The sequence below is a fragment of the Saccharospirillum salsuginis genome (assembly GCF_014651855.1).
GTDB classification, from domain to species: Bacteria; Pseudomonadota; Gammaproteobacteria; order Pseudomonadales; family Natronospirillaceae; genus Saccharospirillum; species Saccharospirillum salsuginis.
This window is the reverse complement of the sequence record NZ_BMXR01000004.1, coordinates 177,531-201,094: the sequence shown is the minus strand read 5'-3', so window position 1 is coordinate 201,094 and position 23,564 is coordinate 177,531. Positions and strand designations below refer to the sequence as shown.

At 58.6% G+C, this 23,564-nt stretch carries 22 protein-coding genes and 3 tRNA genes; 9 read left to right on the top strand and 16 right to left on the bottom strand.

All coding sequences use genetic code 11. From position 1 onward, the window contains the following. Positions 1-72: 72 nt before the first annotated feature. Positions 73-618: a DUF2062 domain-containing protein gene (locus IE111_RS09330; protein ID WP_189608288.1), complete on the top strand. Its 546-nt coding sequence runs from the start codon at positions 73-75 to the stop codon at positions 616-618. On the opposite strand, the gene lolD is transcribed toward IE111_RS09330, so the two are convergent. After that, positions 619-1,329, bottom strand: coding sequence for a lipoprotein-releasing ABC transporter ATP-binding protein LolD (gene lolD / locus IE111_RS09325; protein WP_189608287.1), 711 nt, complete (start codon positions 1,327-1,329; stop codon positions 619-621). After that, positions 1,319-2,563 carry a lipoprotein-releasing ABC transporter permease subunit gene (locus tag IE111_RS09320; RefSeq protein ID WP_189608286.1) on the bottom strand — a complete coding sequence of 415 codons (1,245 nt, stop codon included), beginning with the start codon at positions 2,561-2,563 and terminating at the stop codon, positions 1,319-1,321. The genes lolD and IE111_RS09320 overlap by 11 nt, the downstream gene beginning before the upstream one ends. 109 nt (positions 2,564-2,672) lie before the next feature. On the opposite strand from IE111_RS09320, the gene IE111_RS09315 reads away from it, so the two are divergent. Beyond that, the gene (locus tag IE111_RS09315; RefSeq protein ID WP_189608285.1) at positions 2,673-3,209 is read left to right on the top strand and encodes a PilZ domain-containing protein; all 537 of its coding nucleotides are present in this window, start codon (positions 2,673-2,675) and stop codon (positions 3,207-3,209) included. A 68-nt stretch (positions 3,210-3,277) separates the two neighbouring features. Continuing rightward, positions 3,278-4,333, top strand: a complete 1,056-nt coding sequence (locus IE111_RS09310) for an agmatine deiminase family protein (protein ID WP_189608284.1) — start codon at positions 3,278-3,280, stop codon at positions 4,331-4,333. Between the two features lie 16 nt (positions 4,334-4,349). Here the strand turns inward: IE111_RS09310 and dinG are convergent, their stop codons facing one another. Beyond that, a complete protein-coding gene (dinG, locus tag IE111_RS09305) occupies positions 4,350-6,464 on the bottom strand; it encodes an ATP-dependent DNA helicase DinG (protein WP_189608283.1) in 2,115 nt (704 codons plus the stop codon). Positions 6,465-6,528: 64 nt separating this feature from the next. Between dinG and kdsA the strand changes: the two genes are divergently transcribed. Next, positions 6,529-7,374 (top strand): 3-deoxy-8-phosphooctulonate synthase, encoded by an 846-nt coding sequence (kdsA, locus tag IE111_RS09300; protein WP_189608282.1) that lies wholly within the window; start codon positions 6,529-6,531, stop codon positions 7,372-7,374. 93 nt (positions 7,375-7,467) lie between these two features. Here the strand turns inward: kdsA and IE111_RS09295 are convergent, their stop codons facing one another. The 11 genes from IE111_RS09295 to IE111_RS09245 all read right to left on the bottom strand — a co-directional run bounded on the left by IE111_RS09295 (position 7,468) and on the right by IE111_RS09245 (position 17,647). Continuing rightward, the gene (locus IE111_RS09295; protein ID WP_189608281.1) at positions 7,468-8,022 is read right to left on the bottom strand and encodes a KdsC family phosphatase; all 555 of its coding nucleotides are present in this window, start codon (positions 8,020-8,022) and stop codon (positions 7,468-7,470) included. Positions 8,023-8,033: 11 nt separating this feature from the next. Beyond that, positions 8,034-8,267 carry a hypothetical protein gene (locus tag IE111_RS09290; protein WP_189608280.1) on the bottom strand — a complete coding sequence of 78 codons (234 nt, stop codon included), beginning with the start codon at positions 8,265-8,267 and terminating at the stop codon, positions 8,034-8,036. 144 nt (positions 8,268-8,411) lie between these two features. Then, positions 8,412-10,292 carry a SurA N-terminal domain-containing protein gene (locus IE111_RS09285; protein ID WP_189608279.1) on the bottom strand — a complete coding sequence of 627 codons (1,881 nt, stop codon included), beginning with the start codon at positions 10,290-10,292 and terminating at the stop codon, positions 8,412-8,414. Positions 10,293-10,414: 122 nt separating this feature from the next. After that, entirely contained in the window at positions 10,415-10,687 is a 273-nt protein-coding gene (hupB, locus tag IE111_RS09280; RefSeq protein ID WP_189608278.1) for a nucleoid-associated protein HU-beta, read from the bottom strand. Positions 10,688-10,876: 189 nt separating this feature from the next. Next, positions 10,877-13,300 carry an endopeptidase La gene (lon, locus tag IE111_RS09275; protein ID WP_189608277.1) on the bottom strand — a complete coding sequence of 808 codons (2,424 nt, stop codon included), beginning with the start codon at positions 13,298-13,300 and terminating at the stop codon, positions 10,877-10,879. Between the two features lie 237 nt (positions 13,301-13,537). After that, the gene (gene clpX / locus IE111_RS09270; RefSeq protein WP_189608276.1) at positions 13,538-14,824 is read right to left on the bottom strand and encodes an ATP-dependent Clp protease ATP-binding subunit ClpX; all 1,287 of its coding nucleotides are present in this window, start codon (positions 14,822-14,824) and stop codon (positions 13,538-13,540) included. A 149-nt stretch (positions 14,825-14,973) separates the two neighbouring features. Next, positions 14,974-15,612: an ATP-dependent Clp endopeptidase proteolytic subunit ClpP gene (gene clpP, locus IE111_RS09265; protein ID WP_189608275.1), complete on the bottom strand. Its 639-nt coding sequence runs from the start codon at positions 15,610-15,612 to the stop codon at positions 14,974-14,976. A gap of 119 nt (positions 15,613-15,731) precedes the next feature. Then, on the bottom strand, positions 15,732-17,045 hold the full coding sequence (gene tig / locus IE111_RS09260; RefSeq protein WP_189608274.1) for a trigger factor: 1,314 nt from the start codon (positions 17,043-17,045) through the stop codon (positions 15,732-15,734). A gap of 279 nt (positions 17,046-17,324) precedes the next feature. Beyond that, positions 17,325-17,400: transfer RNA gene (locus IE111_RS09255), tRNA-His, on the bottom strand. Positions 17,401-17,428: 28 nt separating this feature from the next. Further along, positions 17,429-17,505, bottom strand: a tRNA-Arg gene (locus tag IE111_RS09250). 65 nt (positions 17,506-17,570) lie between these two features. Continuing rightward, positions 17,571-17,647, bottom strand: a tRNA-Pro gene (locus IE111_RS09245). Between the two features lie 198 nt (positions 17,648-17,845). Here IE111_RS09245 and folD point away from each other — a divergent pair. Genes folD through IE111_RS09230 form a run of 3 tightly spaced genes read left to right on the top strand, consistent with a single transcriptional unit; the run spans position 17,846 to position 19,965 of the window. Beyond that, entirely contained in the window at positions 17,846-18,712 is an 867-nt protein-coding gene (gene folD / locus IE111_RS09240; RefSeq protein ID WP_189608273.1) for a bifunctional methylenetetrahydrofolate dehydrogenase/methenyltetrahydrofolate cyclohydrolase FolD, read from the top strand. Between the two features lie 13 nt (positions 18,713-18,725). Further along, entirely contained in the window at positions 18,726-19,223 is a 498-nt protein-coding gene (locus IE111_RS09235; protein WP_189608272.1) for a peptidylprolyl isomerase, read from the top strand. 4 nt (positions 19,224-19,227) lie between these two features. Further along, entirely contained in the window at positions 19,228-19,965 is a 738-nt protein-coding gene (locus IE111_RS09230; RefSeq protein ID WP_189608271.1) for a UDP-2,3-diacylglucosamine diphosphatase, read from the top strand. A gap of 173 nt (positions 19,966-20,138) precedes the next feature. Here IE111_RS09230 and IE111_RS09225 read toward each other — a convergent pair whose 3' ends face one another. Next, positions 20,139-20,735 carry a MiaE family protein gene (locus IE111_RS09225; protein WP_189608524.1) on the bottom strand — a complete coding sequence of 199 codons (597 nt, stop codon included), beginning with the start codon at positions 20,733-20,735 and terminating at the stop codon, positions 20,139-20,141. A gap of 183 nt (positions 20,736-20,918) precedes the next feature. Here IE111_RS09225 and trmA point away from each other — a divergent pair, with 183 nt between their 5' ends. After that, on the top strand, positions 20,919-22,004 hold the full coding sequence (gene trmA / locus IE111_RS09220; RefSeq protein ID WP_189608270.1) for a tRNA (uridine(54)-C5)-methyltransferase TrmA: 1,086 nt from the start codon (positions 20,919-20,921) through the stop codon (positions 22,002-22,004). Positions 22,005-22,011: 7 nt separating this feature from the next. Here the strand turns inward: trmA and IE111_RS09215 are convergent, their stop codons facing one another. Continuing rightward, on the bottom strand, positions 22,012-22,434 hold the full coding sequence (locus tag IE111_RS09215; protein WP_189608269.1) for a secondary thiamine-phosphate synthase enzyme YjbQ: 423 nt from the start codon (positions 22,432-22,434) through the stop codon (positions 22,012-22,014). 24 nt (positions 22,435-22,458) lie between these two features. On the opposite strand from IE111_RS09215, the gene IE111_RS09210 reads away from it, so the two are divergent. Further along, entirely contained in the window at positions 22,459-23,562 is a 1,104-nt protein-coding gene (locus IE111_RS09210) for a class I SAM-dependent methyltransferase (RefSeq protein WP_189608268.1), read from the top strand. Positions 23,563-23,564: the final 2 nt, after the last annotated feature.

Below are 23,564 nucleotides of genomic sequence, written 5' to 3'. Positions count from 1 at the left end.
AAGGGTGTACCTTTATTCAGTGGGCCGGACCCGGCATAATGCGCACCCTTTGGCCAATCACCCCGCGACTCTATGCCCCGTAAAACGCTGCAAAAATGGATGCCCGACCCGGAACGCGTACGCCGCATTCCGAGCCTGCAGCGGTTCGGTCACTGGCTGCACGAGCCCGGCATCTGGCACCTCAATCGACACAGTGTCGCCCGCGCCTTCGCCATCGGCCTGTTCATCGCCATGATCCCGATTCCGGGCCAAATGGTCATCGCCGGCCTGCTGGCCATTCGACTGACCGCCAACCTGCCTTTCTCGGTGGCCCTGGTGTGGTTGACCAACCCCTTCACCATGCCGTTCCTATTCTACGGCACCTACTGGCTAGGATCCCGGTTGATCGGGAATTCTGTGATTGCCTTCGAAACTCTGCAGCAAAAAGGACTGATCGCCGCCCTGATGATGGACCTCTATTGGCCCATGATGCTGGGAGGTATCATTGTCGGAGGGGTTCTGGCGCCCATGGGATACGGGCTGATGAGCGGGCTCTATCACTGGAAATACCGCCTCAATCGCCGCCGGCGGGATCAGAAGCGGCGACAGAGACGGCAAGCGGCGCACGAAAGCCGCTGATTACGCCTTCGGGTCTTGATCCGACGCCGACTGGATCGTCGAAATACGACCTTTCTTCAAACGCAACTGTCTCGGCATCTGCTGCGCCCATTCCTGGTTGTGCGTCACCACCACAAAACTGGCGTTGGAATCCCGGTTCAATTCCATAATCAAATCATGGACCTGCTCCGAGGTGCTGTCGTCGAGATTCCCGGTGGGCTCATCCATCAGCACCACCTTCGGCTCATTGATCAGGGCACGCGCGATGGCCACGCGCTGACGCTCCCCCCCGGACAGCTCCGCGGGACGGTGCAGAGCGCGATCCTTCATACCGACCCGCTCCAGCAGATCGTGCGCTTTTTGATGCGAATCGGACCGGTAATGGCCACCGATCACCATTGGCATCACAATGTTTTCCAAAGCACTGAACTCGGGCAGCAAATGGTGGAACTGAAACACGAACCCCATGTACTGATTGCGTAGCCGGGCGCGTTCACGGTCACCCAGTTTCGACAGCGCCTGACCGGCCATATAGACATCGCCCTCGGACGGCGTATCCAGCCCGGCCAACAAGTTCAACAACGTGGTTTTGCCCGAACCGCTGCTGCCGACAATGCTGACCAGTTCACCCGGCTCCACACTGAAATCGATGTGGCTCAACACCTCGACCGTCTGCGGCCCCAATTTGAAATGCCGGCTGACATTGTGGCATTGCAATACTTCACGACTCATAACGCAGCGCCTCCGCCGGTGAAATGCGCGATGCCCGCCAAGCCGGATACAAGGTCGCCAAAACACTGATCACGAAAGAAGCGATGGCGATAACGCGCACGTCGGACCATTTCAATTCCGATGGGATATAACTGATGAAATACACCTCGGCGCTCAGAAATTGGATGTTAAAGACGTTTTCGATCCAGTTGATGATGTCCGCCACGGACCAGGCACCCACAACGCCCAAGACAACCCCCAGGGTAATGCCGATCAACCCGATGGCCGTGCCCTGTACAATGAAAATGCCCATGATCTGTGAACTGCGCGCCCCGAGCGTACGCAAAATGGCAATCTCACCCTGCTTGTCTGTCACCATCATCACCAGGCTGGAGACGATGTTGAACACCGCCACGGCCACGATCATGAACAACAGCAGGCCGACCATGCGTTTTTCCATCTGGATGGCCTGAAACAGATTTCCTTGCGTGCGGGTCCAATCGGATACCAGGTACCGCCCCTGGAGCTCCCGACCGGCTTCGATACCGATGCGCCGGGCCTGGAAGATGTCGTCCACTTTCAGGTGGACGCCGTCGACGGCACTGCCGTAGCGCAACAACCGGCCCAGATCGTTCATATGAGTCACCGCCAGGTTGGCATCCAGTTCGGCGCCTACGGCAAAGGTGCCGACGACGGTGAATCGTTTGAATCGAGGGGACACCCCGGCCAGACTGACGGTAACCTCGGGCACCATCATGGTCACCTTGTCGCCCACGGAGACCCCAAGCCGACGGGCCAGAATGTCGCCCAACAGGATGCCGAAATCACCCTCGACCAAATCACCCAGGGAGCCGGATTCGATGTGATTCGGGAGGATGGACACCTGGTCGAGCGTTTCGGGATGAATGCCCTGAACCAGAGCGCCCCGGGTTTCTCGCGGACCCACCAGCATGCCCTGGCTTTCGGTATAAGGGCTGGCACCCGTGACCTGAGGGTGCTGCATAGTGGCCTCGGCCACGTTTTGCCAATCGCTCATGCCACCACGCTCGGACAAGGTCACGTGCGGCACCATGCCCAGAATACGGTTGCGCAGTTCCCGGTCGAACCCATTCATGACCGACAGCACGATGATCAGGACCATCACGCCCAACGTCAGTCCGACCATGGAGACACCGGAAATAAAGGAAATAAAGTGATTACGTCGCCGGGCGCGGAGGTAGCGCAGCCCGATCAACACAGGAATATTATTCAGCATGGCGCGCATTAAACCATTCGGCCCACAGCGTGCCAAGCTGAAATTGGCTACACTTTCGGGATCGTTACAAACACTGTGAGGCCGCGCGACGGCCGGAAGAGGAGTACCCATGGATACCGATCGCCGGGAATTTTTCCGCGTCACCGATACCGCCTACCTCAGCACCGCTCCGTTCGAGCCGGATAAGCCGTCGGTACCGGATTACTTCCCCGACCTGCACCAGATCGCGATCGTGAAGGAATTCGAACAGGTGGACGCTCAGTTTCTCGAATTTCTGGATCGGGTGAAGGACGCCTCGGTCCGCAAGTTGATGAAGCTGTTCAACGATAAGCTCGACCTGATGTCGCGCACCCTGCACATCCGCGACGTCCAGGAGAGCAACCTGAACGCCCAGAACATCGACATCAGCGAAGGCGGCTGTTCCGCCCTGCTGCCGGGCGATTTCAATGTGGACCAGGAATTGGCGCTGGCGATCATCTTCACACCCAGCTATCTGTCGCTGTTCTGCCAGGCCCGGGTCGCCGATGCCGCCCGGGAAGGCGACCAAACCCGGCTGCATCTGGAGTTCATCGGTTTGACCGAATCACAACGCCAAACCCTGACGCGTCATATGTTTAAAGTGCAAGCGAGAAACCGCGATAAATAAAGCGCCCATCCTCCCGCTCATGTATAATACGCGCCCTTTTTTCGTAAGCCGGCCTTCAAGGAGCTCGTATGCCCGTCCGTCACCTGCCCGCTGAATGGCACAAACAGGATGCCATTTTGCTGACCTGGCCCCACGCGGAGTCCGACTGGGTCGACCAGATGGAAGCCGTCGAAGCTGTCTATCTGGACATCGTGGGGGCGCTCAGCCACACCCAGGATGTGGTCATCCAGGTGCATGAATCGGTGGACACGGAACGGCTGGTGGTCCAGTTCGAGCGGGAAAGCATCAACCAGGCCCGGTGCCATCTGGTCCGGGTCGACAGCGACGATACCTGGGCCCGCGACCACGGCCCGATCACCGTGCTGGAAGACGGAACACCCAAGCTGCTGGATTTCACCTTCAACGGCTGGGGGAACAAGTTCGATGCCCGTCGGGACAACGCCTTGAACCAGACCATGGCCGACCTGGGTCTTTTCCGGGCACCGCTCGAGACGGTCGACTGGGTACTGGAAGGCGGCAGCATCGAATCCGATGGCCGGGGCACTCTGATGACCACCCGCGCCTGCCTGCTCAACCCCAATCGAAACAACACCCAGGATACCGCCACGCTGGAAGCCCGGCTTAAAGACTGGTTCGGCGCCCGAACAATCCTGTGGCTGGACGATGGGGCACTGGCGGGCGACGACACCGATGCGCACATCGACACGCTGGCGCGGTTTGCGCCGGACAATACCCTGGTGTACCAGGGCTGCGACGACCCGCGGGACGAGCATCACGCGGCGCTCGGTCGCATGGCCGATCAGTTGAAAACCTTTCGCACCGCCGATGGCGACACCTTCCGCCTGATCGCCCTGCCCTGGCCGGAGGCACAGTTCAGCGCGTCAAAACAACGCTTGCCGGCCACCTACGCCAACTTCCTGGTTACCAACCAATTGGTGCTGATGTCAACCTATGGCGTCCCCCAGGATGGCCCGGCTTATGAAGCACTGGCCACCGCCTTTCCGGACCACCGCGTGGTCGCCATCGACTGCCGGGCACTGATCGAACAGTTCGGCAGCCTGCACTGCATCACCATGCAGTTGCCCGAGGGCGTGTTGAGCAGCCGGGTGCTCGACCGCGACTGATCCCGAAACCCGGGAATCAGTCGATCCGCCAGCGGTAGGCCGGCAGGGATTGACGCACCAGATTCCCGTAACGCTTCTCGACCAGCCGCCGGTCCATAAACCAGATCGTGCCGGTGTCCGACTCATTCCGAATCAGACGGCCGCAAGCCTGGACCAGACGAATGATGGCCGTTGGCAGACTGACGTGCTGAAACGGGTTCGAACCGCGTTTCTCAAGCCACAGCGACAGGGTGGACAGGATAGGATCGTCCGGCGTCGCGAACGGTAACTTGGCGATCATCAGATGGGTCAGGTAATTACCGGGCAGGTCGACACCCTCCGCCAGACTCGCCAAGCCGAACAACGTCGAACCGATGCCCTCTTCCAATCGCTCCCGATGGTGCCGTATCAGGGCGTTCTTCGGCAGAGCATCCTGATGCGTGACCCGTTCGCGCCATTCCTCACTCAGCCCGCGATACACCTCGTTCATCTGCTGGCGGGAGGAAAACAGCACCAGATTGCCCGTCTCCGCCGGTAAATAGGATTGCACGGCTTCGATCATGGCGGCGGTATGGGCGTCTCTCAGCCCGCCATCGCACGCCAGCGCCGGAATGCAGGCGGTCACGTTATTCTGGTAGTCGAAGGGGCTCTCGACCCGAAGGAAGTCGGCTGAATCCGGCAGACCCGCCTGAATGGCGAAGCGCTTGAATTCACCGGCGATGGTCAGGGTCGCCGACGTCAGGATACTGGCAAAACACCGGTTCCAGATGTGCTGGCGCAGGATCGACTGGGCGGAGACCGGGCTGGCGTTGAGTACCAGATCCTGGTATTCCGGCTGGTCGATGTTTTCGAACCAGCGAGCCGTCGGCGGCGCTTCGGGCGGATCCACCGACAACCAGGATTGCACCAGATCACGGGCCGGCTCGGCGCGACTCAGCCAGCGGCCGATCAGCGGCAGACTTTGTTCCAGTCGCGATTTTTCGTCCAGTTCCTGGCTGGCGGACAGTCGTTTGCGCACCTGCTCATCCAGTTGCAGCAGCGCAATGCATAACTGCTTCAGCGGGGATTCGAGCGGCGCCAGTATCTCCTTGGTCTGCAGCAGCCAATGCTCCTCCTGCACCGCGACCGTCGCCATGTGCCCGTCCAGGCGCATCCGTACCGGTTGCAGCGCACCCCAGGCATCGGTCAGTGAGGCATGGGCGTCACCGATCGACCGTTCCAGCAGATCCAATTGGTGTTCTTCGGCATCGCCATACCCCAGCTCGAGGCGCAGCTTGGGCATTTGCTTGCGCCAGCCTTCGAGCTGATTGAGCGTACTCTTGAACGGCAATTGACTGGCGAAATGGGACAAACCCTTGTCCGGCAGGTGGTGGCCCTCGTCGAAGACGTAAATGGCCTGGGCCGGGGGTGGCAGAATGGCACCGCCGCCCAGCGCCAGATCGGCCATCACTAAATCGTGGTTGGCGATGATGACATCGGCCTCTTCGAGGTCCTTGCGGGCTTCGTAGAACGGGCAGTTCTGAAAATGCGGGCAGCGACGATTCAGGCATTCGCGGTGGGTCGAGGTGACCGGGCGCCACTGGTCTTCTTCCAGTCGGTCCGGCCACTGATCGCGATCACCGGTCCATTCGCCCCGCCCGAATTGATCCAGCATGTCGTTATAGAGCGTCAGGGCGGCCTCGTCGGAAGCCATGGTCTCTTCGAACAGGGACAAGGCCGTGACCGCCCCTTCCTGCATCTGAATGGTCTGCTCAAGGCGCTGCAGGCAAAGATACCGGCCCCGGCCCTTGGCCAGTACCGCCTTGAATTCCAGGCCGCTGTGCTTCTGGATTTCCGGAATATCCTTCTGAACCACCTGCTCCTGCAGCGCGACCGTAGCCGTGGCGATGACCAGCTTTTTGTCGTAGTGCTGAGCCAGCGGAATCGCACTCAGGGCATAACCGATGGTTTTTCCGGTACCGGTGCCGGCTTCGACCACGGCGATGGGCGCATCGCCCTGGCGCAGGCCATCCGCCGAGAGCTCGACCTTGGACAGCGTACGGGCGATCTGGGCCAGCATGTGCTTCTGGCCACCCCGGGGTTTCAATTCGCGGGCGTCCAGATAGCGGCTGTAGGCCGTCTGGATGGTTTCCTTAAGCTCGTCGGATAGCATTCGGTGGTTCAGCTTCTCTCGGTCAGCGGCTACAATCGCAGCCGGATCATCATTGGAAAGAGTTATGCAACAGCGTCAGGTATCAATACAGCAATTAAGCGTCGGCAACGACCAGCCTTTTACCCTGTTCGGCGGGCTGAACGTCCTCGAAGACCGGGACCTCGCCCTCTCCGTAGCGGAGCAGTTCGTTAAAGTCACCGAAGCTCTGAAGATCCCCTACGTCTTCAAGGCCAGTTTCGACAAGGCCAACCGCAGCTCCATCAGCAGCTTTCGCGGCCCGGGCCTGGACGAAGGGCTGAAGATACTGCAGGAGATCAAGCAGACTTTCAATGTGCCCGTGATCACCGATGTGCACGAGCCCTACCAGTGCCAGCCCGCCGCCGAAGTGGCGGACGTCATCCAACTGCCCGCCTTCCTGTCGCGTCAAACCGACCTGGTCATCGCCATGGCCAAAACCGGCGCCGTGATCAACATCAAAAAGGCCCAGTTCCTCGCCCCGCACGAGATGGCGCATATTTTGAGAAAATGCGAAGAAGCTGGCAACGATCGTTTAATCCTGTGTGAACGGGGTACCAGTTTCGGTTACAACAACCTGGTGGTGGACATGCTCGGTTTCGGCATCATGAAACAGACCGGCTACCCGGTGATCTTCGATGTCACCCACGCCCTGCAAAAACCGGGTGGACGCCTGGACTCCGCCGACGGTCGCCGCGCCCAGGTCACCGATCTGGCCCGGGCCGGCTTGTCCCAGAAGATCGCCGGCCTGTTCCTGGAAACCCATCCGGACCCGGACAACGCCAAATGCGACGGCCCCAGCGCCCTGCCCCTGACTCAGTTGAAACCGTTTCTGGAACAGATGAAGGCGATGGACGAACTGGTTAAGAGCTTGCCGGAATTGACCACGGGCTGACCATCGCCCATAGCGTCAAAAGTGTCGGATCAGGCGCTATCGCGCCCATCCGACCGACGTCTATAGCCAGACAAGGTTGCGGACCGGCCCGCCCTACCGATCTCGCTCGAAATGCGGGAGTGAGGCGGTCTTGTAGGCTTGTTCGAACTTGCCCTGGGCTTGAAGGATCAGGTCGGCTACATAACGTGCGACACCATGGCCGCCGTTCACCGGTACCACCACGTCCGCCCGGTCGCGGACATACTCATAGGCATCCAGGGGAGCCAGGCCGACACCACACCAGGCCATGGCATGCAGATCGACCATGTCATCGCCGACAAAGGCGACTTCTTCCGGTGCTAAACTGAGATTCCGAGCCAGCGCTTCCACACTTTTACGCTTGTCTTTGGTGCCCGGGTAATAGTGATGCACACCGAGCTCGGCCATTCGGCAAGCCAGCATGGAGCTGTCTTTGGCCGATACGATGGCCACATCGACCCCCATATCGGGCAGCAGCTTCAAAGCCACGCCATCGCGAACGTGGAAGGCTTTCAGGGTCTCGCCCTCATCGGAATAAAACAGCTGCCCGTCGGTGAGCACGCCGTCCACATCGAACACCACCAGGCGAATGCGCTGAAGACCCAGTTTCAGATCCCCGCTGATTTCCATTCCGTCACTCCTCACCCAAACAAATCGTAGTTTGGACCGGAATCGGAGTCGCCGCCATCCAGCCAGTAAGCCGGTTTGCTGAAGGTTTGCTCGATCTGACGGGCCAACTTGTCGGTGAGTTTCTTGCGCCCCTGGCACAAGGACAAGGCCTGGTCGGGTTCAATGCCCAGGCAGAACGCCAGTTCCTCTTCAGATATGGCGTTCTCCGAGAGCAGTTGTTGCAGTTTATGCTGTTGATCGCTCATCGTGCTGTCCTGATACAAAAAAGCGGCATCCGTTCGATACCGCGGAATCCGCAGTTCGAAGGTGCCGCCATCAACGCAACGGGTTTCTCTATCCATTCATGGATTTGACGCGATCAAGCCACCCTGGCGGCTTGAAGTCCGGCGTCACATCGGGCTGTTTTGTGACGGTGCCTGGCCCTGACCCTGAATTTCGATATCGGCACCGGCTCGCAGCGCATTGAAAAAACTCTGGTACTCGGTTTGACCATGTCTTTCCGCCAGGAAGTCCGACAGATTATCGACTTCCTCAGCTTCCGGCTCACCGCTCGATACGTCAAGAACAGCCACGGTATAGACGCCCTCACTAACCCGGCTTTGATCCACCGTCAAGGCGGCGCCATTCGGCTTGGGCATGCTGAAACTGAAGTTGACCAGGTCGGCCGGCAGTTCCGAATTGTTACGACCGATCACCACAGGCTCGACCCAACCCTCGCCGGGCAGAGCGCCCTCGGCGCGAACCTGTTCGATTTCGGCTTCGGCCGCGGCTGTCGCCAGTTCGCGGGACTGCTCGGCGGTCAATACCTGCTCGATTTCGTCACGGACTTCCGCCAGCGCCTGAACCTGCTCCGGCTGGTAATCCTCCAACTGCATGACCACCAGGTCGCCATTGTCCAGGCGGACCACATCGCTGATGCGACCTTCGTCGATCACCGCCGGCGAGAACGCCGTGCTGAGGAAGGCCGGATCGGAAGTGACGCCCTCGTTGCCATTGCGGGTTATCCAGTCCGTGATATTCACCGTTGTTCCGAAGGTTTCGGATACGGCTTCGATGCTTTCGGATGTGAACGCCGCATCGGCCAACTGGCTTTCGACCAGGGCGAACTCTTCTTCGGCTTTTTCACGCTTGATCCGCTGCTCCAGCTCATCGCGCATGTCGGCCAACGGAGTAATCTGGGCGGAACTCAGGGAGTCCAGCCGGATCAGGTGGTAACCAAATTCGGTTTCGACCGGTTCGCTGACTTCACCGACTTCCGTCAATGACATCGCCGCCTGGTAAAACTCTTCGACATAGAAGCCTTCGACCAGCTCACCCAGGGAACCGCCGGCATCGGCGCTGGCGGGGTCGTCGGACAATTCGGCCGCCAGATCCGCGAAGGACTCGCCCGACTCGAGGCGTTCGAGCGCCGAACGAGCTTCGGCCAGGGTATCGTCACCCTCGGCGAACAGAATATGGGACACCTCTCGATTGGCATCGGATTCCTGCTCGGCGACATAGCTGTCGTATTCGGCTTCGAGGTCGGCTTCGGTAACAACCATGTCCGGAACCAGATCACTCGCGCTCAGGCGGACGAAGCGCACCTGAACGCGCTCGTCGCTCAGGAATTCCGAACTGTTGGCGTCGTAATAGGACTGAATATCGGCATCGGTGATATCGACTTCCTCGACGAAATCTTCGGCGCGGAACAACTTGTAGGAGACTTCTCGCTGTTGGTTGTCCAACTCGGCGACGCGGTCGACTTCACGATCCAGAGTGAAGGCGCTCGCCACAAGTCCGGTCTGCATCTGGTTCAGACGCAGCTGCGATGCGCGTTCGGCGCGGAATGTATTCGGGGTATAGCCATTTTGAGCCAGTACACGACGATAGGTTTCTTCATCGAATTGGCCGTCCACCTGGAAGGCGGGAATGGAGGTGATCTCGCGGCTGACCTGTTCGGGGGACACCGCCATGCCCAGATTGCTGCTGGCCTGCAATTGCAGTTCCTGGTTGATCAGGGAGTTGATGACGGATTGGCGAATAAACGCGGAATTCAACAGCTCGGGCGTGGCGTTTTCTCCCAGCTGTTGCATCAACTGCTGCTGACGCATGCTGACCAGACGCTGGATTTCAACATCGCTGATGCCCTCGCCGTTCACCTGGACCGGATCGGAATTGTTCACGATATTGACGACGGAAAAGGCGCCACCCAAGGTAAAGGCAACGACAATCACACCCACTATCACTTTCCCCGCCGTCCCTCTGGCGAGTTTACGGACGATCTCCAGCATTCAGCTTCCCACCCCGTTTAATTTACGGACACATAAACAAAAAAAAAGCGCATCGCCTTGATACGCTGTCGGGTCGTTGCGAAGTTCAGGGGAGCGCCTAGAAGCTCCCCTAAACCGGCAAATCAGTTTACGGCGTCTTTCAGAGCCTTGCCAGCCTTGAAGCTGGGTACTTTGGCGGCCTTGATTTCAATCGGCTGGCCGGTCTGCGGGTTACGGCCGGTGCGAGCGGCGCGTTCTTTCACACCGAAGGTACCAAAACCGACCAGCACCACCTGATCACCGTTTTTCAGAGTATCCGTGACCGAATCGATCATGGCGTCCAGGGCACGGCCGGCAGCCGCTTTAGGAATGTCAGCCGCAGCGGCTACAGCATCAATCAGTTCAGACTTGTTCACACTATTCCCCTTTCAACTTCGTTGTGAGACGCAGTTCTCAAATCCGTGGTGCGGAGCCTTGGGCTCTTCCGGCTGTCGGCCCCGCCTACCGATGAGGTCCACGTCTGTTTTGTTATTAATTCAGCCTGTGCTTTCGAGATAAGTCGAAACCACTTTATACCAGCCCCAAATTTCGACTGTCAAGCAGTTCTAGTGGGTGCTGAGGCTAGATGTCGTCTGGCTCTCAGACCGGGACTTGGCCATTTCCGCCTCGACTTCCTCGTCGGTCAGCGGCGTCGGCTTACGCTCGAGAGCTACATCTAGCACATCATCGATCCATTCAACAGGTCGAATATCCAGTTCGTTCTTGATGTTATCCGGAATTTCCTTCAAATCACGAACGTTTTCCTTCGGAATGATGACGGTTTTAATGCCACCACGCCGTGCGGCCAGCAGTTTTTCCTTAAGGCCGCCAATTTGCAACACCTGTCCGCGCAGCGTGATCTCGCCGGTCATGGCGACATCGGCCCGGACCGGTATACGGGTCAGGACGGAGACCAGGGCCGTGCACATGCCGATACCGGCGGACGGACCGTCTTTCGGCGTCGCCCCTTCGGGAACGTGGATGTGGATGTCACGGTTCTCACTGAAGGTCGGCATGATACCCAGGCTCTGTGCCCGCGAGCGGACCACCGTCATGGCTGCCTGGATCGATTCTTTCATGACGTCGCCCAGAGAGCCCGTCTGAACCGTACGACCCTTGCCAGGCACGGCAGTGGCCTCCAGGTTCAGCAATTCGCCGCCGACGGAAGTCCAGGCGAGACCGGTCACCATGCCAATCTGGTTTTCCTTGTCGGCCAGACCGAACTTGTAGCGGCGGACGCCGGAGTAATCTTCCAGTTTCTCGGGCGAGATCTCGACCGATTTGACCTCCTTTTCGAGAACGTTGGACATCACCACTTTACGGCAGACTTTGGCGATTTCCCGTTCCAGATTCCGCACCCCGGCTTCTCGCGTGTAGTAGCGTATCAGGTCGCGGGTGGTCTCGGTCGGCATGATCAATTCGTTTTCTTTCAGACCGTTCGCTTTCAATTGCTTGGGCAACAGATAGCGTTCGGCGATATTGACCTTCTCGTCTTCGGTGTAACCGGGAAGCCGGATGACTTCCATCCGGTCCATCAACGGGCCCGGAATATTCATGGAGTTGGCCGTGCAGACGAACATGACGTCCGACAGGTCGTAGTCCACCTCCAGGTAGTGATCGTTGAAGGTGTGATTCTGTTCCGGGTCCAATACCTCAAGCAGGGCCGATGCCGGATCGCCCCGATGATCCATGCCCATCTTGTCGATTTCGTCGAGCAGGAACAGCGGGTTGCGCACCCCGACTTTGCTCAGCTTCTGCACGACCTTGCCGGGCATGGAACCGATGTAAGTCCTGCGGTGACCGCGAATCTCGGATTCGTCACGCACACCACCCAGCGCCATACGGATGAATTTCCGGTTGGTGGCGCGAGCGATGGATTTACCCAAAGAGGTTTTACCCACCCCGGGCGGGCCGACCAGGCACAGAACCGGGCCCTTGATCTTTTTCACGCGCTGCTGCACCGCGAGGTATTCCAGGATGCGTTCCTTGACCTCATCCAGACCGTAGTGGTCCTCTTCGAGAACCTCCTTGGCCCGGCTCAGGTCATGGCGAACCCGGGACTTCTTGGTCCAGGGAACATTGACCATCCAGTCCAGGTAATTGCGCACCACGGACGACTCCGCCGACATCGGCGACATCATCTTCAATTTGTTCAGTTCGGCTTCCGCTTTCTCGCGTGCCTCTTTGGGCATGCCGGACTCTTCGATCTTGCGCGCCAACTCTTCCGCTTCGTTCGGGTTGGCGTCGTCCATATCACCGAGTTCTTTCTGAATGGCCTTCATTTGTTCATTCAGGTAATACTCGCGCTGGGACTTCTCCATCTGCTTCTTGACCCGACCGCGTATGCGCTTCTCGACCTGCAACAGATCGATCTCGGTCTCGAGGATGGACAGCAGATGTTCGATGCGCTCACGGTCACCGGCGAATTCCAACACCTGTTGCTTCTCGTCGATTTTCAACGACAGATGCGCCGCGATGGTGTCAGCCAGGCGACCGGGTTCTTCAATGCTGTTCAGGGAGGTAATGACCTCGGACGGTACTTTCTTGCTCAGTTGAACGTACTTGTCGAACTGGGACATCAGGATCCGCACCAGGGACTCGTTCTCACGCTCGGACAGCGGTTCGCCGAACTTGAGGGTGGCATGTCCCTTCAGATAGTCATCGCCTTCGACCAATTGGTCGATCTGGACGCGATCGACCCCTTCGACCAGCACTTTGACGGTGCCATCCGGCAGCCGAAGCAGCTGCAGGACGGTGGCCAGGGTGCCGACCTGATACAAATCGTTCTGTTCCGGATCGTCGTCGGAGGCATTGCGCTGGGCTACCAGCAGTATTTTTTTGCCATCGTCCATGGCGGCCTGAAGAGCGGCGATGGACTTCTCACGGCCGACGAACAGCGGAATCACCATGTGAGGGTAGACAACCACATCCCGCAACGGCAGCAGCGGCAGTATGATCGGGTCGCCTGTACGGGAGTCAGTATGCTCCATAGGTACCTCGGTAACTGTTTGGATTTACAGTGATAATGGCGACAGGCGCCATCAAATCAAGAGATGCGTGAAAAAAATGGCCCAGGGTGGGAAATCACGAAGGCCGCTCCCGAAACATCCTGTTCTGCGATCGAATCACATCCCTGTACGGCATGCGCACGTTACTGTGTCGCAGCAAAAGCACATTTCTATACGGAAAAAGGGCTTCGTTCAAAGCCCTTTTACTCATGCGGTCGATCAGTCGTGTTGCCCGTTGGCGGTTTTTTGACTGTCCTGATTCTCGTATATCAGCAGAGGCTCGGCCTCGCCTTTGATGACACTTTCGTCGATGACCACCTTGGTGACACCGGTCTCCGACGGAATGCGATACATGGTATCGAGCAAGACGTTTTCCAGAATCGAGCGCAGACCGCGAGCGCCGGTTTTACGCTCCATGGCCTTGTGGGCCACGGCCTTGAGCGCGCTCATGCGGAAATCGAGCTCGACATTCTCCATATCGAACAGTTTTTGATACTGCTTGATCAGGGAGTTCTTCGGCTCCGTCAGGATCTGGATCAATGCCGCCTCATCCAACTCCGTCAGCGTCGCCAGTACCGGCAGACGCCCGATGAATTCGGGAATCAGGCCGTATTTGACCAGATCCTCCGGCTCCACCTCGGCGATGGTCTCGCCCAGACGACGGTTGGAATCCTTGCTTTTGACGGTGGCACTGAAACCGATACCGCCCTTTTCCGACCGGTCACGGATGATTTTTTCCAGGCCGGCAAAGGCGCCGCCACAGATAAACAGGATGTTCCCCGTGTCGACCTGCAGGAACTCCTGCTGCGGGTGCTTGCGGCCGCCCTGGGGCGGAACCGAGGCCACGGTGCCTTCGATCAGCTTGAGCAGGGCCTGCTGCACGCCTTCCCCGGACACATCCCGGGTGATGGACGGGTTATCGGACTTGCGGGAAATCTTGTCGATCTCGTCGATATAGACGATACCGCGCTGGGCTTTGTCGACGTCGTAGTCGCATTTCTGCAACAACTTCTGAATGATGTTCTCGACGTCTTCACCCACATACCCGGCTTCGGTCAGGGTCGTGGCATCGGCGATGGTAAAGGGCACGTTCAACATCCGCGCCAGCGTCTCCGCCAACAGCGTTTTACCGCTGCCGGTCGGGCCGATGAGCAGAATGTTGGACTTGCTCAGTTCGACGTCTTCGTTGGTCTCGCCGTACTGCAGCCGCTTGTAGTGGTTATAGACCGCAACCGAGAGCACCATCTTGGCACGCGACTGCCCGATGACGTATTCATCCAGTGTTTCGCGAATCTCAGCGGGGGTCGGCAGCCGGCTGCTTTCGTTCTTCGGGCCGCTCTCCTGCAGTTCTTCCCGGATGATGTCGTTACAGAGATCGACGCATTCATCGCAAATGAACACCGAAGGCCCGGCAATCAGCTTACGGACTTCGTGCTGACTTTTACCGCAGAACGAGCAGTACAGCAGCTTTCCGTCGTCGCCTTTTCCGGTTCTATCGTCGGCCATTCAACTACTCCATACTTAACGGTTGCCAGACTAAAGATGAAACCACAACCCCATAAATGCAAGTTTTTTTAGGGCTTGTCTGTGGTTGTTTCGTAATATTCAACAACCGCTTGATTTTATTTACCTTTTTGGGCGGGAACGGCCGGGCCTCAGCCCAGGTCCCGACCCGCCAATACCTGGTCGACCAGGCCGTACTCGACAGCCTCGTCCGCTTTCATGAAGTTGTCCCGATCGGTGTCTTTTTCAATGACCTCGAGCGGCTGACCGGTGTGATGGGCCAGAATTTCGTTCAAACGGTGTTTCATTTCCAGGATCTCACGCGCGTGGATCTCGATATCCGACGCCTGACCCTGGAAGCCACCCAACGGCTGGTGGATCATCATACGGGAATTCGGCAGGCAATACCGCTTGCCCTTCGCCCCGCCGGCCAGCAACAAGGCGCCCATACTGGCCGCCTGGCCGATGCACATGGTACTTACGTCCGGCTTGATAAACTGCATGGTGTCGTAAATGGCCATGCCCGCCGTGACCGAACCACCCGGTGAATTGATGTACAGGTTGATGTCCTTGTCCGGGTTCTCACTCTCAAGAAACAGCAACTGAGCAATGATCAGGTTCGCCATATGGTCTTCAACCTGACCTACCAGGAAGATGACATTTTCCTTCAGCAAACGGGAGTAGATGTCGTACGCCCGTTCACCCCGCGCCGATTGCTCGACCACCATGGGAACGAGACCACTGGCATTCATGATATCGGGTGCGGACCCGTTCGCATCAAATTTTGACATTCACTCGACTCCTGGTTGATGGGGTGTCCAAATAAGCCTTCCAAATAACAAAAAAGTTGGCACTTCAACCGAAGCGCCAACTTTCATTGTAGCGGAGGAATGGCTGCGCTTGGCGCGGCTCAGCCTTGCTCTCCGGATTTCGACTTAACGGCATCCTCGTAACTTACGGTGCTTTCAGCCACCTTGGATTTACTCAGGATATAGTCGATAGCCGCGTTTTCAACAACCACGGCACGAACTTGGTTCAACAATTCAGCATTGCTGTAATAGTAGTCGATGACCTGCTGCGGGTCCTGATAGACGGACGCCTGGTCTTCGATGTAAGCCCGAACGGCTTCGTCGTCGGCCTTCAACTCGGCGCTGTTGATCAGTTCGTTCATCAGCAGGCCGATCTTGACCCGGCGCTCGGCCTGGTCCTGGAACAGCTCTTTCGGCAGGCTGGACGGGTCCATCTGGGCACCACCACCGAACTGCTGCACCGCCTGCTGCTGCAGACGACCGATTTCCTCGTCGATCAGTGCGCTCGGCACATCGATCGGGTTGTCTTCCAGCAATTTCTCGATGACGTCGTTCTTCACCTTGCCTTGCAGCGCGTTACGGGCCTCGCGCTCCATGTTCTTGCGCACTTCGACCTTGAAGGATTCCAGATCGGTGCCTTCGGCGCCGAATGCCTTGAAGAACTCTTCGTTCAGTTCGGGCAGCTCGGCCTCGGCCACTTCGTGGACGGTGATGTCGAAAACCGCGGATTTTCCGGCCAGGTCTTTATTGCCGTAGTCTTCCGGGAAGGTGACTTCAACCGCTTTGGTCTCGCCGGCCTTCATGCCTTCGATGCCCGCTTCGAAGCCGGGAATCATGGATCCGGAACCCAGCACCAGTGTCTGGTCTTCGGCACTGCCGCCTTTAAAGGCTTCACCGTCGACCTTGCCGACGAAATCGATTTTGACCTGGTCGCCTTCTTTCGCCTCGCGCTCGACCGGCTTGTACTCGGCACGCTGCTGGCGCAGGTTGTCGAGCATTTTGTCGATGTCGGCATCGGTCACTTCGGCTGCCGGCTTCTCGAATTCGTAACCTTCGATTTCCGCCAACTTCACTTCCGGAAATACTTCGAAGGTAGCCACAAATTCAACGTCTTCACCCGCCTTGTCCTGGGTGAATTCGATGCTTGGCATACCGGCCGGCGTCAGCTGTTCTTCGGACAGGGCCTTGGCGTAGTTCTCACGTACGACATCCTGCAGCACTTCGGCGCGAATGCCGTCGCCAAAACGCTGTTTGACAACCGAGACAGGTACCTTGCCTGGGCGAAAACCGTCGAGGCGCACGCGGCGGGCGGTTTCTTTCAGCTTTTGATTGACAGCATTGTCCACTTCGCTGGCGGGAACTCCCACCTTCAAGCGGCGTTCCAGGCCCTGGGTGGCTTCGACAGACACTTGCATGAGGCTTCCTCTTGCTTTCTATAAAGGTAAACTTTCTATTAGCTGTAACGTTTACAGTGACGGCTACGACCTAATAGTTGCGATTCGCTGGGGGCAGATAATGTAGGGATGCGGAGGACGGGAATCAAGCCCAACCGCCGGTTTCCAAGCCACCCGGCCTTGATAAAACCGGGCCAACCGGCAGGCGGCCCCTTCGTTCCGGGCCCGCCCTGGCCCGACCGGGACTTTGTCAGCCCCAACAAAAAAAGCCGGAGACCGGCCTTTTTCGCAAAGAATAAGTGGGGTGGACGATGGGACTCGAACCCACGACGACTGGAATCACAATCCAGGGCTCTACCAACTGAGCTACGCCCACCACAGAGTACATTGTCACGTTGCGAGACTGGCGCGCCCGGCAGGACTTGAACCTGCAACCACTCGCTTAGAAGGCGAGTGCTCTATCCGGTTGAGCTACGGGCGCCTATATAACCGACCCGAAAACCGGATCTGCAACCGCCTCACCCACCGAGACACCATCGCTGATTTTGGTCGGAGCAGAGGGATTCGAACCCCCGACCCTCTGGTCCCAAACCAGATGCGCTACCAGGCTGCGCTATGCTCCGAGCGATACGTCCCGTCAACGTGGGGCGCATATTACTCATGCCATTTAGGGGCGTCAAACCTTTTTTTAAAAAAATTCAGGAAAAACAAGACGATAGAGATATCTGAACGGTTTTAACCGTGTGGTCGGAATCCCTGCCTTTACCTTGCCCACCCCCGGAGGGCATGAGAAAATCCGCGAAACCATTGAGGAGCCCTTCATGCCTGCGAAAATTCTGGATGGCAAAGCCGTTGCCAGCAAACTCCGCGCGAGAATTGCCGAGGATGTATCCGGTCTGATCAGTCAGGGGCTGCGCCCGCCCGGCCTCGCTGTGATCCTGGTCGGCGACGATCCGGCGTCCGAGGTTTATGTGGGCAGCAAACGTCGCGCTTGCGACGAAGTCGGTTTCAAATCGGTCAGTTACGACCTGCCGGCGGCCACCCGGGAAAGCGAACTGCTGGCTTTGATCGATGAACTGAATGAAGACGCTTCGATCGACGGCATTCTGGTCCAACTCCCCCTGCCCGACCACATCAATGCCGACACCATTGTAGAACGTATTCGGCCGGACAAAGATGTCGACGGCTTTCATCCGTTCAACTCCGGCCGGCTGGTCCAGCGTCGACCGATGCTCGAAAGCTGTACACCCAAGGGCATTATGACCCTGCTCAAGGAAACCGGGGAGCCGATTCGCGGCAAGGAAGCGCTGGTCATCGGCGCTTCCAACCATGTCGGTCGCCCCATGGTGCTCGAATTGCTGCTGGCCGGATGCACCCCGACATGCGCCCACCGGTTCACCGAAGACCTGGAAGGACACGTTCGCCGGGCGGACATCGTCGTCGCCGCCGTCGGCAAACCCGGCCTGGTCAAGGGCGAGTGGATCAAGGACGGGGCGATTGTCATCGATGTCGGCATCAGCCGGATGGAAAACGGCAAGCTGAAAGGCGATGTCGAGTTCGACGCCGCGGCCGAACGAGCCGCCTGGATCACTCCGGTCCCCGGTGGTGTCGGTCCGATGACCGTCGCCACCCTGATGGAAAACACCCTGATCGCCACCAAGCGTCTGCATCTGAAACTGACGCAATAATCGAGGAAAGTCCGTGAACGTATTGTTAAACACCAACCTGGGTGACATCACCCTGAAACTGGACACCGAAAACGCCCCCAAGACCAGTGAGAATTTCGCCGAATACGTCAAGGCCGGCTTCTATGACGGTCTGATTTTCCACCGGGTCATCAACGGCTTCATGGTTCAGGGCGGTGGTTTTGAACCGGGTATGGTTCAGCGCCCGACCCGCGCACCCATCGACAATGAAGCCAACAACGGCCTGAAAAACACTGTCGGCGCCATCGCCATGGCCCGGACCATGGATCCGCATTCCGCCACGGCCCAGTTTTTCATCAATGTGGCCGACAACAGCTTTCTGGATTTCAAATCCGAAACCGCCGATGGCTGGGGTTACTGTGTTTTTGGTGAGGTCACCGACGGCATGGACGTCGTGAACCGCATCAAGGCCCTACCGACCACATTCAAGGCCGGTCATCAGGACGTTCCCACCGAAGACGTGATCATCCAGAAAGCGGAAATCCTGGACTGAGCCCATGCTCTCATTCGACCGTGCGATCCTGATTTCGGATCTGCACCTGTGTGACACACGCCCGGCCATCAACCGGGCGTTTTTCGAATTTCTCGACCACAGCGCCTCCCACTACCCCGCCCTGTTCATTCTGGGGGATTTTTTCGAATATTGGGTCGGCGACGACGCCGCCTCTGCGTTTCACCTCGACGTGGCCGATCGGCTAAAGCGACTGTCCCGAGACTGTTCCATTTTCCTGATGGTCGGCAACCGGGATTTCGCACTGGGACACGACTTCGCGGGCCGTTGCGGCGCCACCTTGCTCGACGATCCGAGTCGGGTTCGACTGGCCGGACGGGACTGGCTGCTCAGCCATGGCGACGCCCTGTGCACCGACGATGTCGGTTATCAGCGTTTTCGGCGGGTGATTCGTCATCCACTGGTGCTGGGGACTCTGCGTCGATTACCCAAAGGCCTCCGGATCCGCCTGGCGGAGCGACTGCGGGCCAGCAGCCAGAACCGTCATCGTGCCGACGCCAATCCCTATGTGGATGTGAACGATACCGCGGTGGTTCGGTTACTGGAAACGCAGGGCGTTCGCGGTCTGATTCATGGCCATACACATATGGCCGATTGGCATGAGCATTGGCTGGACGACGGATCGAAAGCCGATCGGTTGGTGTTGGGCGACTGGCACGACCACGGCTGGTGCATTCGGTTTGACGACGCGGAACCCGTGCTGGAGCGTTTTCGGATCGATTAAGTACGTTTCAATCCGTAGGCTGAAGCAAATCGAAGCTTATTCTATGGGAGATCGTAGGGTGGGCACGGCCCACCAGCACTGTAAATTCGACCAAGTTCCAGGCCCAAGCCGTCTGATTGGTCATTCGCGCGTTTTAGTGGTTTGTAGTTCTACCTTGGTGGGCCGTGCCCACCCTACGCGGGTACACCGCTGTGGAAACGGAAGATGTCGTCCGGCGTTTCGATCAGTTCGGCTTCTTTTTCCCGGAACGCCTGAACCCTGGGTTCAATCGGTTCTTCGGCGTATTGCCGGGCCAAACCCAGGTAATCCTTGTAGTGTCGTGCTTCACTCTTGAGCAGGGACTGGTAGAACCGGGCCAGCTCCTCGTCCAGATGCGGTACCAGGGCGGCAAAACGCTCGCAGGAGCGGGCTTCGACGAAAGCACCCAGAATCAAGCGGTCGATCAGCCGCTGAGGCTCCCCACCCCGAACCAACTCATGCAATGCGCCGGCATAGCGCCCGGCGGACAAGTGCCGGTACGTCAGACCGCGTGCGTCCATAAGCTTTAAAACCTGATCGAAATGCACCAGTTCTTCCCGCGCCAGCTTACTCATTTTGGCCAGCAGTTCCCGACGATCGACGTACTTGTACATCATCGACAGAGCCGTGGATGCGGCCTTTTTCTCGCACTGGGCATGATCGATCAGCAGAATGTCCTGTTCGTTCAAGGCTTTTTCAATCCACGCCATGGGCGTGCGGTTGCCCAGGAATTCGGGGATGTCGCCGAGCATGTCGTTGAGAGCGGTGGAGTCCAAACGGGAACCTCTATGCGGACCTGATTTGAGGGCCGCAGATTATAGCGGTTCCGGATAAAGAACACAGCCACCGGATGGCATCGGGTTAGATAACGGTATAAGTTGGCCGATGGCGACACGATGCCTAAAATGCGCCTCCTGAATCTCACAGGTGTCCTTATGCCCTTTCCATTCAACCCCGATCAATACGATCAACAACTGCACGACAAGCTGATTGCCTTGCGGGACTTGTTTGATCCGGAAACGCTGCCCGAGGTCGATGTCTACCCCTCACGGCCGGAACATTACCGCATGCGGGCGGAATTCAAGCTGTGGCATGACGGCGATGAATCCTGGTACGCCATGTTCAATCCGGCCGAGCCCAAGAAGCCTATTCGGGTCGATGAGTTTCCGGTTGGCAGCCGCTTGATCAACGACCTGATGGGTCGGGTCCGGGACGCGGTTCATCAGGATGACCAATTGCGGCGTCGACTGTTTCAGGTCGAATTCCTGACCACTCAGGAAGGCGACGCCCTGATCACCCTGATTTACCACAAGAAGCTGGATGAGGCCTGGGAGGAGCGGGGTCGTCACTGGCAGGAGGTCTGGGGTTTCCCGGTGATCGGCCGGGCCCGCAAACAGCGGTTGGTGTTGTCCCGCGACTATGTGAACGAGACGCTGGAGATCAACGGCCGGCGCTATCGCTTTCGCCAGTACGAGAACTCCTTCACCCAGCCCAACGCCGGTGTGTGCGAGCAGATGGTGGGCTGGGCCCAACGCCACACAGAGGGCAGCCGGGGCGATCTGCTGGAGTTGTACTGCGGCAACGGTAATTTCTCCATTCCGTTGGCGGGCCACTTCCGCAAGGCACTCGGCACGGAAATTTCCCGGGTCTCGGTCAACAGCGCCCAGCACAACATCGAGGCGAACGGCGTCGACAACCTGCGCATCGCCCGGATGTCGAGCGAGGACTTCGCCAATGCCTGGCTCGGTCGAACCCAGTCACGGCGGTTGCGTGAATGGGGTGTCGAAGACTACGACTTCACCACCCTGCTGGTCGATCCGCCCCGGGCCGGGCTGGACGACGACACCCTGGCACTGGCCCGCCACTTCGATCGCATCGTTTATATCTCCTGCAATCCGGAGACCCTGGCCGCCAATGTCCGGGCACTGGGTTCCGACTACCGCATCGAGGCGGCGGCGCTGTTCGATCAATTCCCCTACACGCACCATATGGAAGCCGGCCTGGTGCTGAGTCGGGTCTGAAGGCGATTCAGCCCTCGCCCTGCAGCGTCGCGATGATCGAGCGGGAAGAGGCCCGATTGCGGTGTTCGCCCAGATAGATCCCCTGCCAGGTGCCCAGGGCGAGACGACCGTCCCGCACCGGCAGGTAGATCGAGACGCCGAGCAGAGAGGATTTGATGTGCGCCGGTAGATCGTCCGGTCCTTCCATGGTGTGTTCCAGATCGGTCCGATCCTCCCGCACCAGACTGTTGAAGACCGTCTCGAAATCCGTCCGAACACTGGGATCGGCGTTCTCGTTCACCGTCAGCGACGCCGAGGTGTGTTGCAGCCACAGATGCAACAGACCAACCCGAACGCTCTTGAGCTCCGGCACACCGGCCAGAACGTCGTCGGTGATCAGGTGAAAGCCGCGACTGCGCGCATGCAGTTTAATGGTATGCTGAACCCACATAAGAAACCTCACTGAAACCGTTAAATGACGACCGATTCCGTATTCGCCTCTCTCAACCTGACCCGTGTACCGCCCGCCCCCAAACTGCAGGCCTGGAACGCCGCGGATGAACTCGCGCTCTCCCGACTGGCCGAGGATTCCGAAGCCCCTGAAACTCTGTTGCTCGTCAACGACGCCTTTGGCGCCCTCGCCGTAGCACTCGGCGACCGGGTCCGGGCATGGTGGAGCGACAGTGCCATGGCCGAAAAAGCGCTGCTGGAAAACTGCAGGGCCAATGTGACACCCCCTCCTCCGGTCGTAACCTCGCCGGAGGACCTGGCGGATGACTACGACGGCATTCTGCTCCAGGCGCCCAAATCACTGGCGCTGTTCGAGTGGCAACTGGCCCATCTGGCGCCGCGGTTGAGAGCCGATGGTCGTCTCTATGTTCTGGGCATGGTAAAGCACCTGAGCCGGGGGCACCAAAACACCATGGCCCGCTACTTCCGGGACATTCATCCGGGTTGCGCCGTGAAGAAGGCGCGGTGTGTCGAACTGCGCGAACCGATCCCCTCGGTTCAACCGCCCACGCCCAAACAGTACCGGAGCCCTAACGGCCTGACGCTGGTGAATCACCCGGGCAGTTTCAGCGAATCCAGCGCGGATCCGGGCGCCCTGGCCTTTCTGCAGTATTTCGGTGAACTGCCCAAGGTCGATACCATACTGGACTTGGGGTGCGGCAATGGCATTCTGGGGCTGAGTTATCTGCATTCACATCCGCAGGCGCGCGTTTTCCTGGTCGATGAGAGCGCCCAGGCGGTTGCCTCGGCACGGGATACCGCCCGGGAAAACGGCCTGAGCCAAAACGTCGAGGTGATTCGGAACCACGGTCTGAACGGGCTGGACCTGCCTGAGTTACCGCTGATTCTCTGCAACCCGCCCTTTCACCAGCAGACAACGCTGACCGATGACATCGCCGACACCCTGTTTCAGCAAGCACACGATGCACTGGCGCCGACCGGCGAGTTCTGGATGGTCGGCAACCGGCACCTGGACTATCACCGCCGCCTGAAGCACTGGTTCGGCGATGTCGGGGTGGTGTCCCGACACCCCAAGTTCGTGGTTCTGCGGTGCCGGCAACCGCGCTGAAA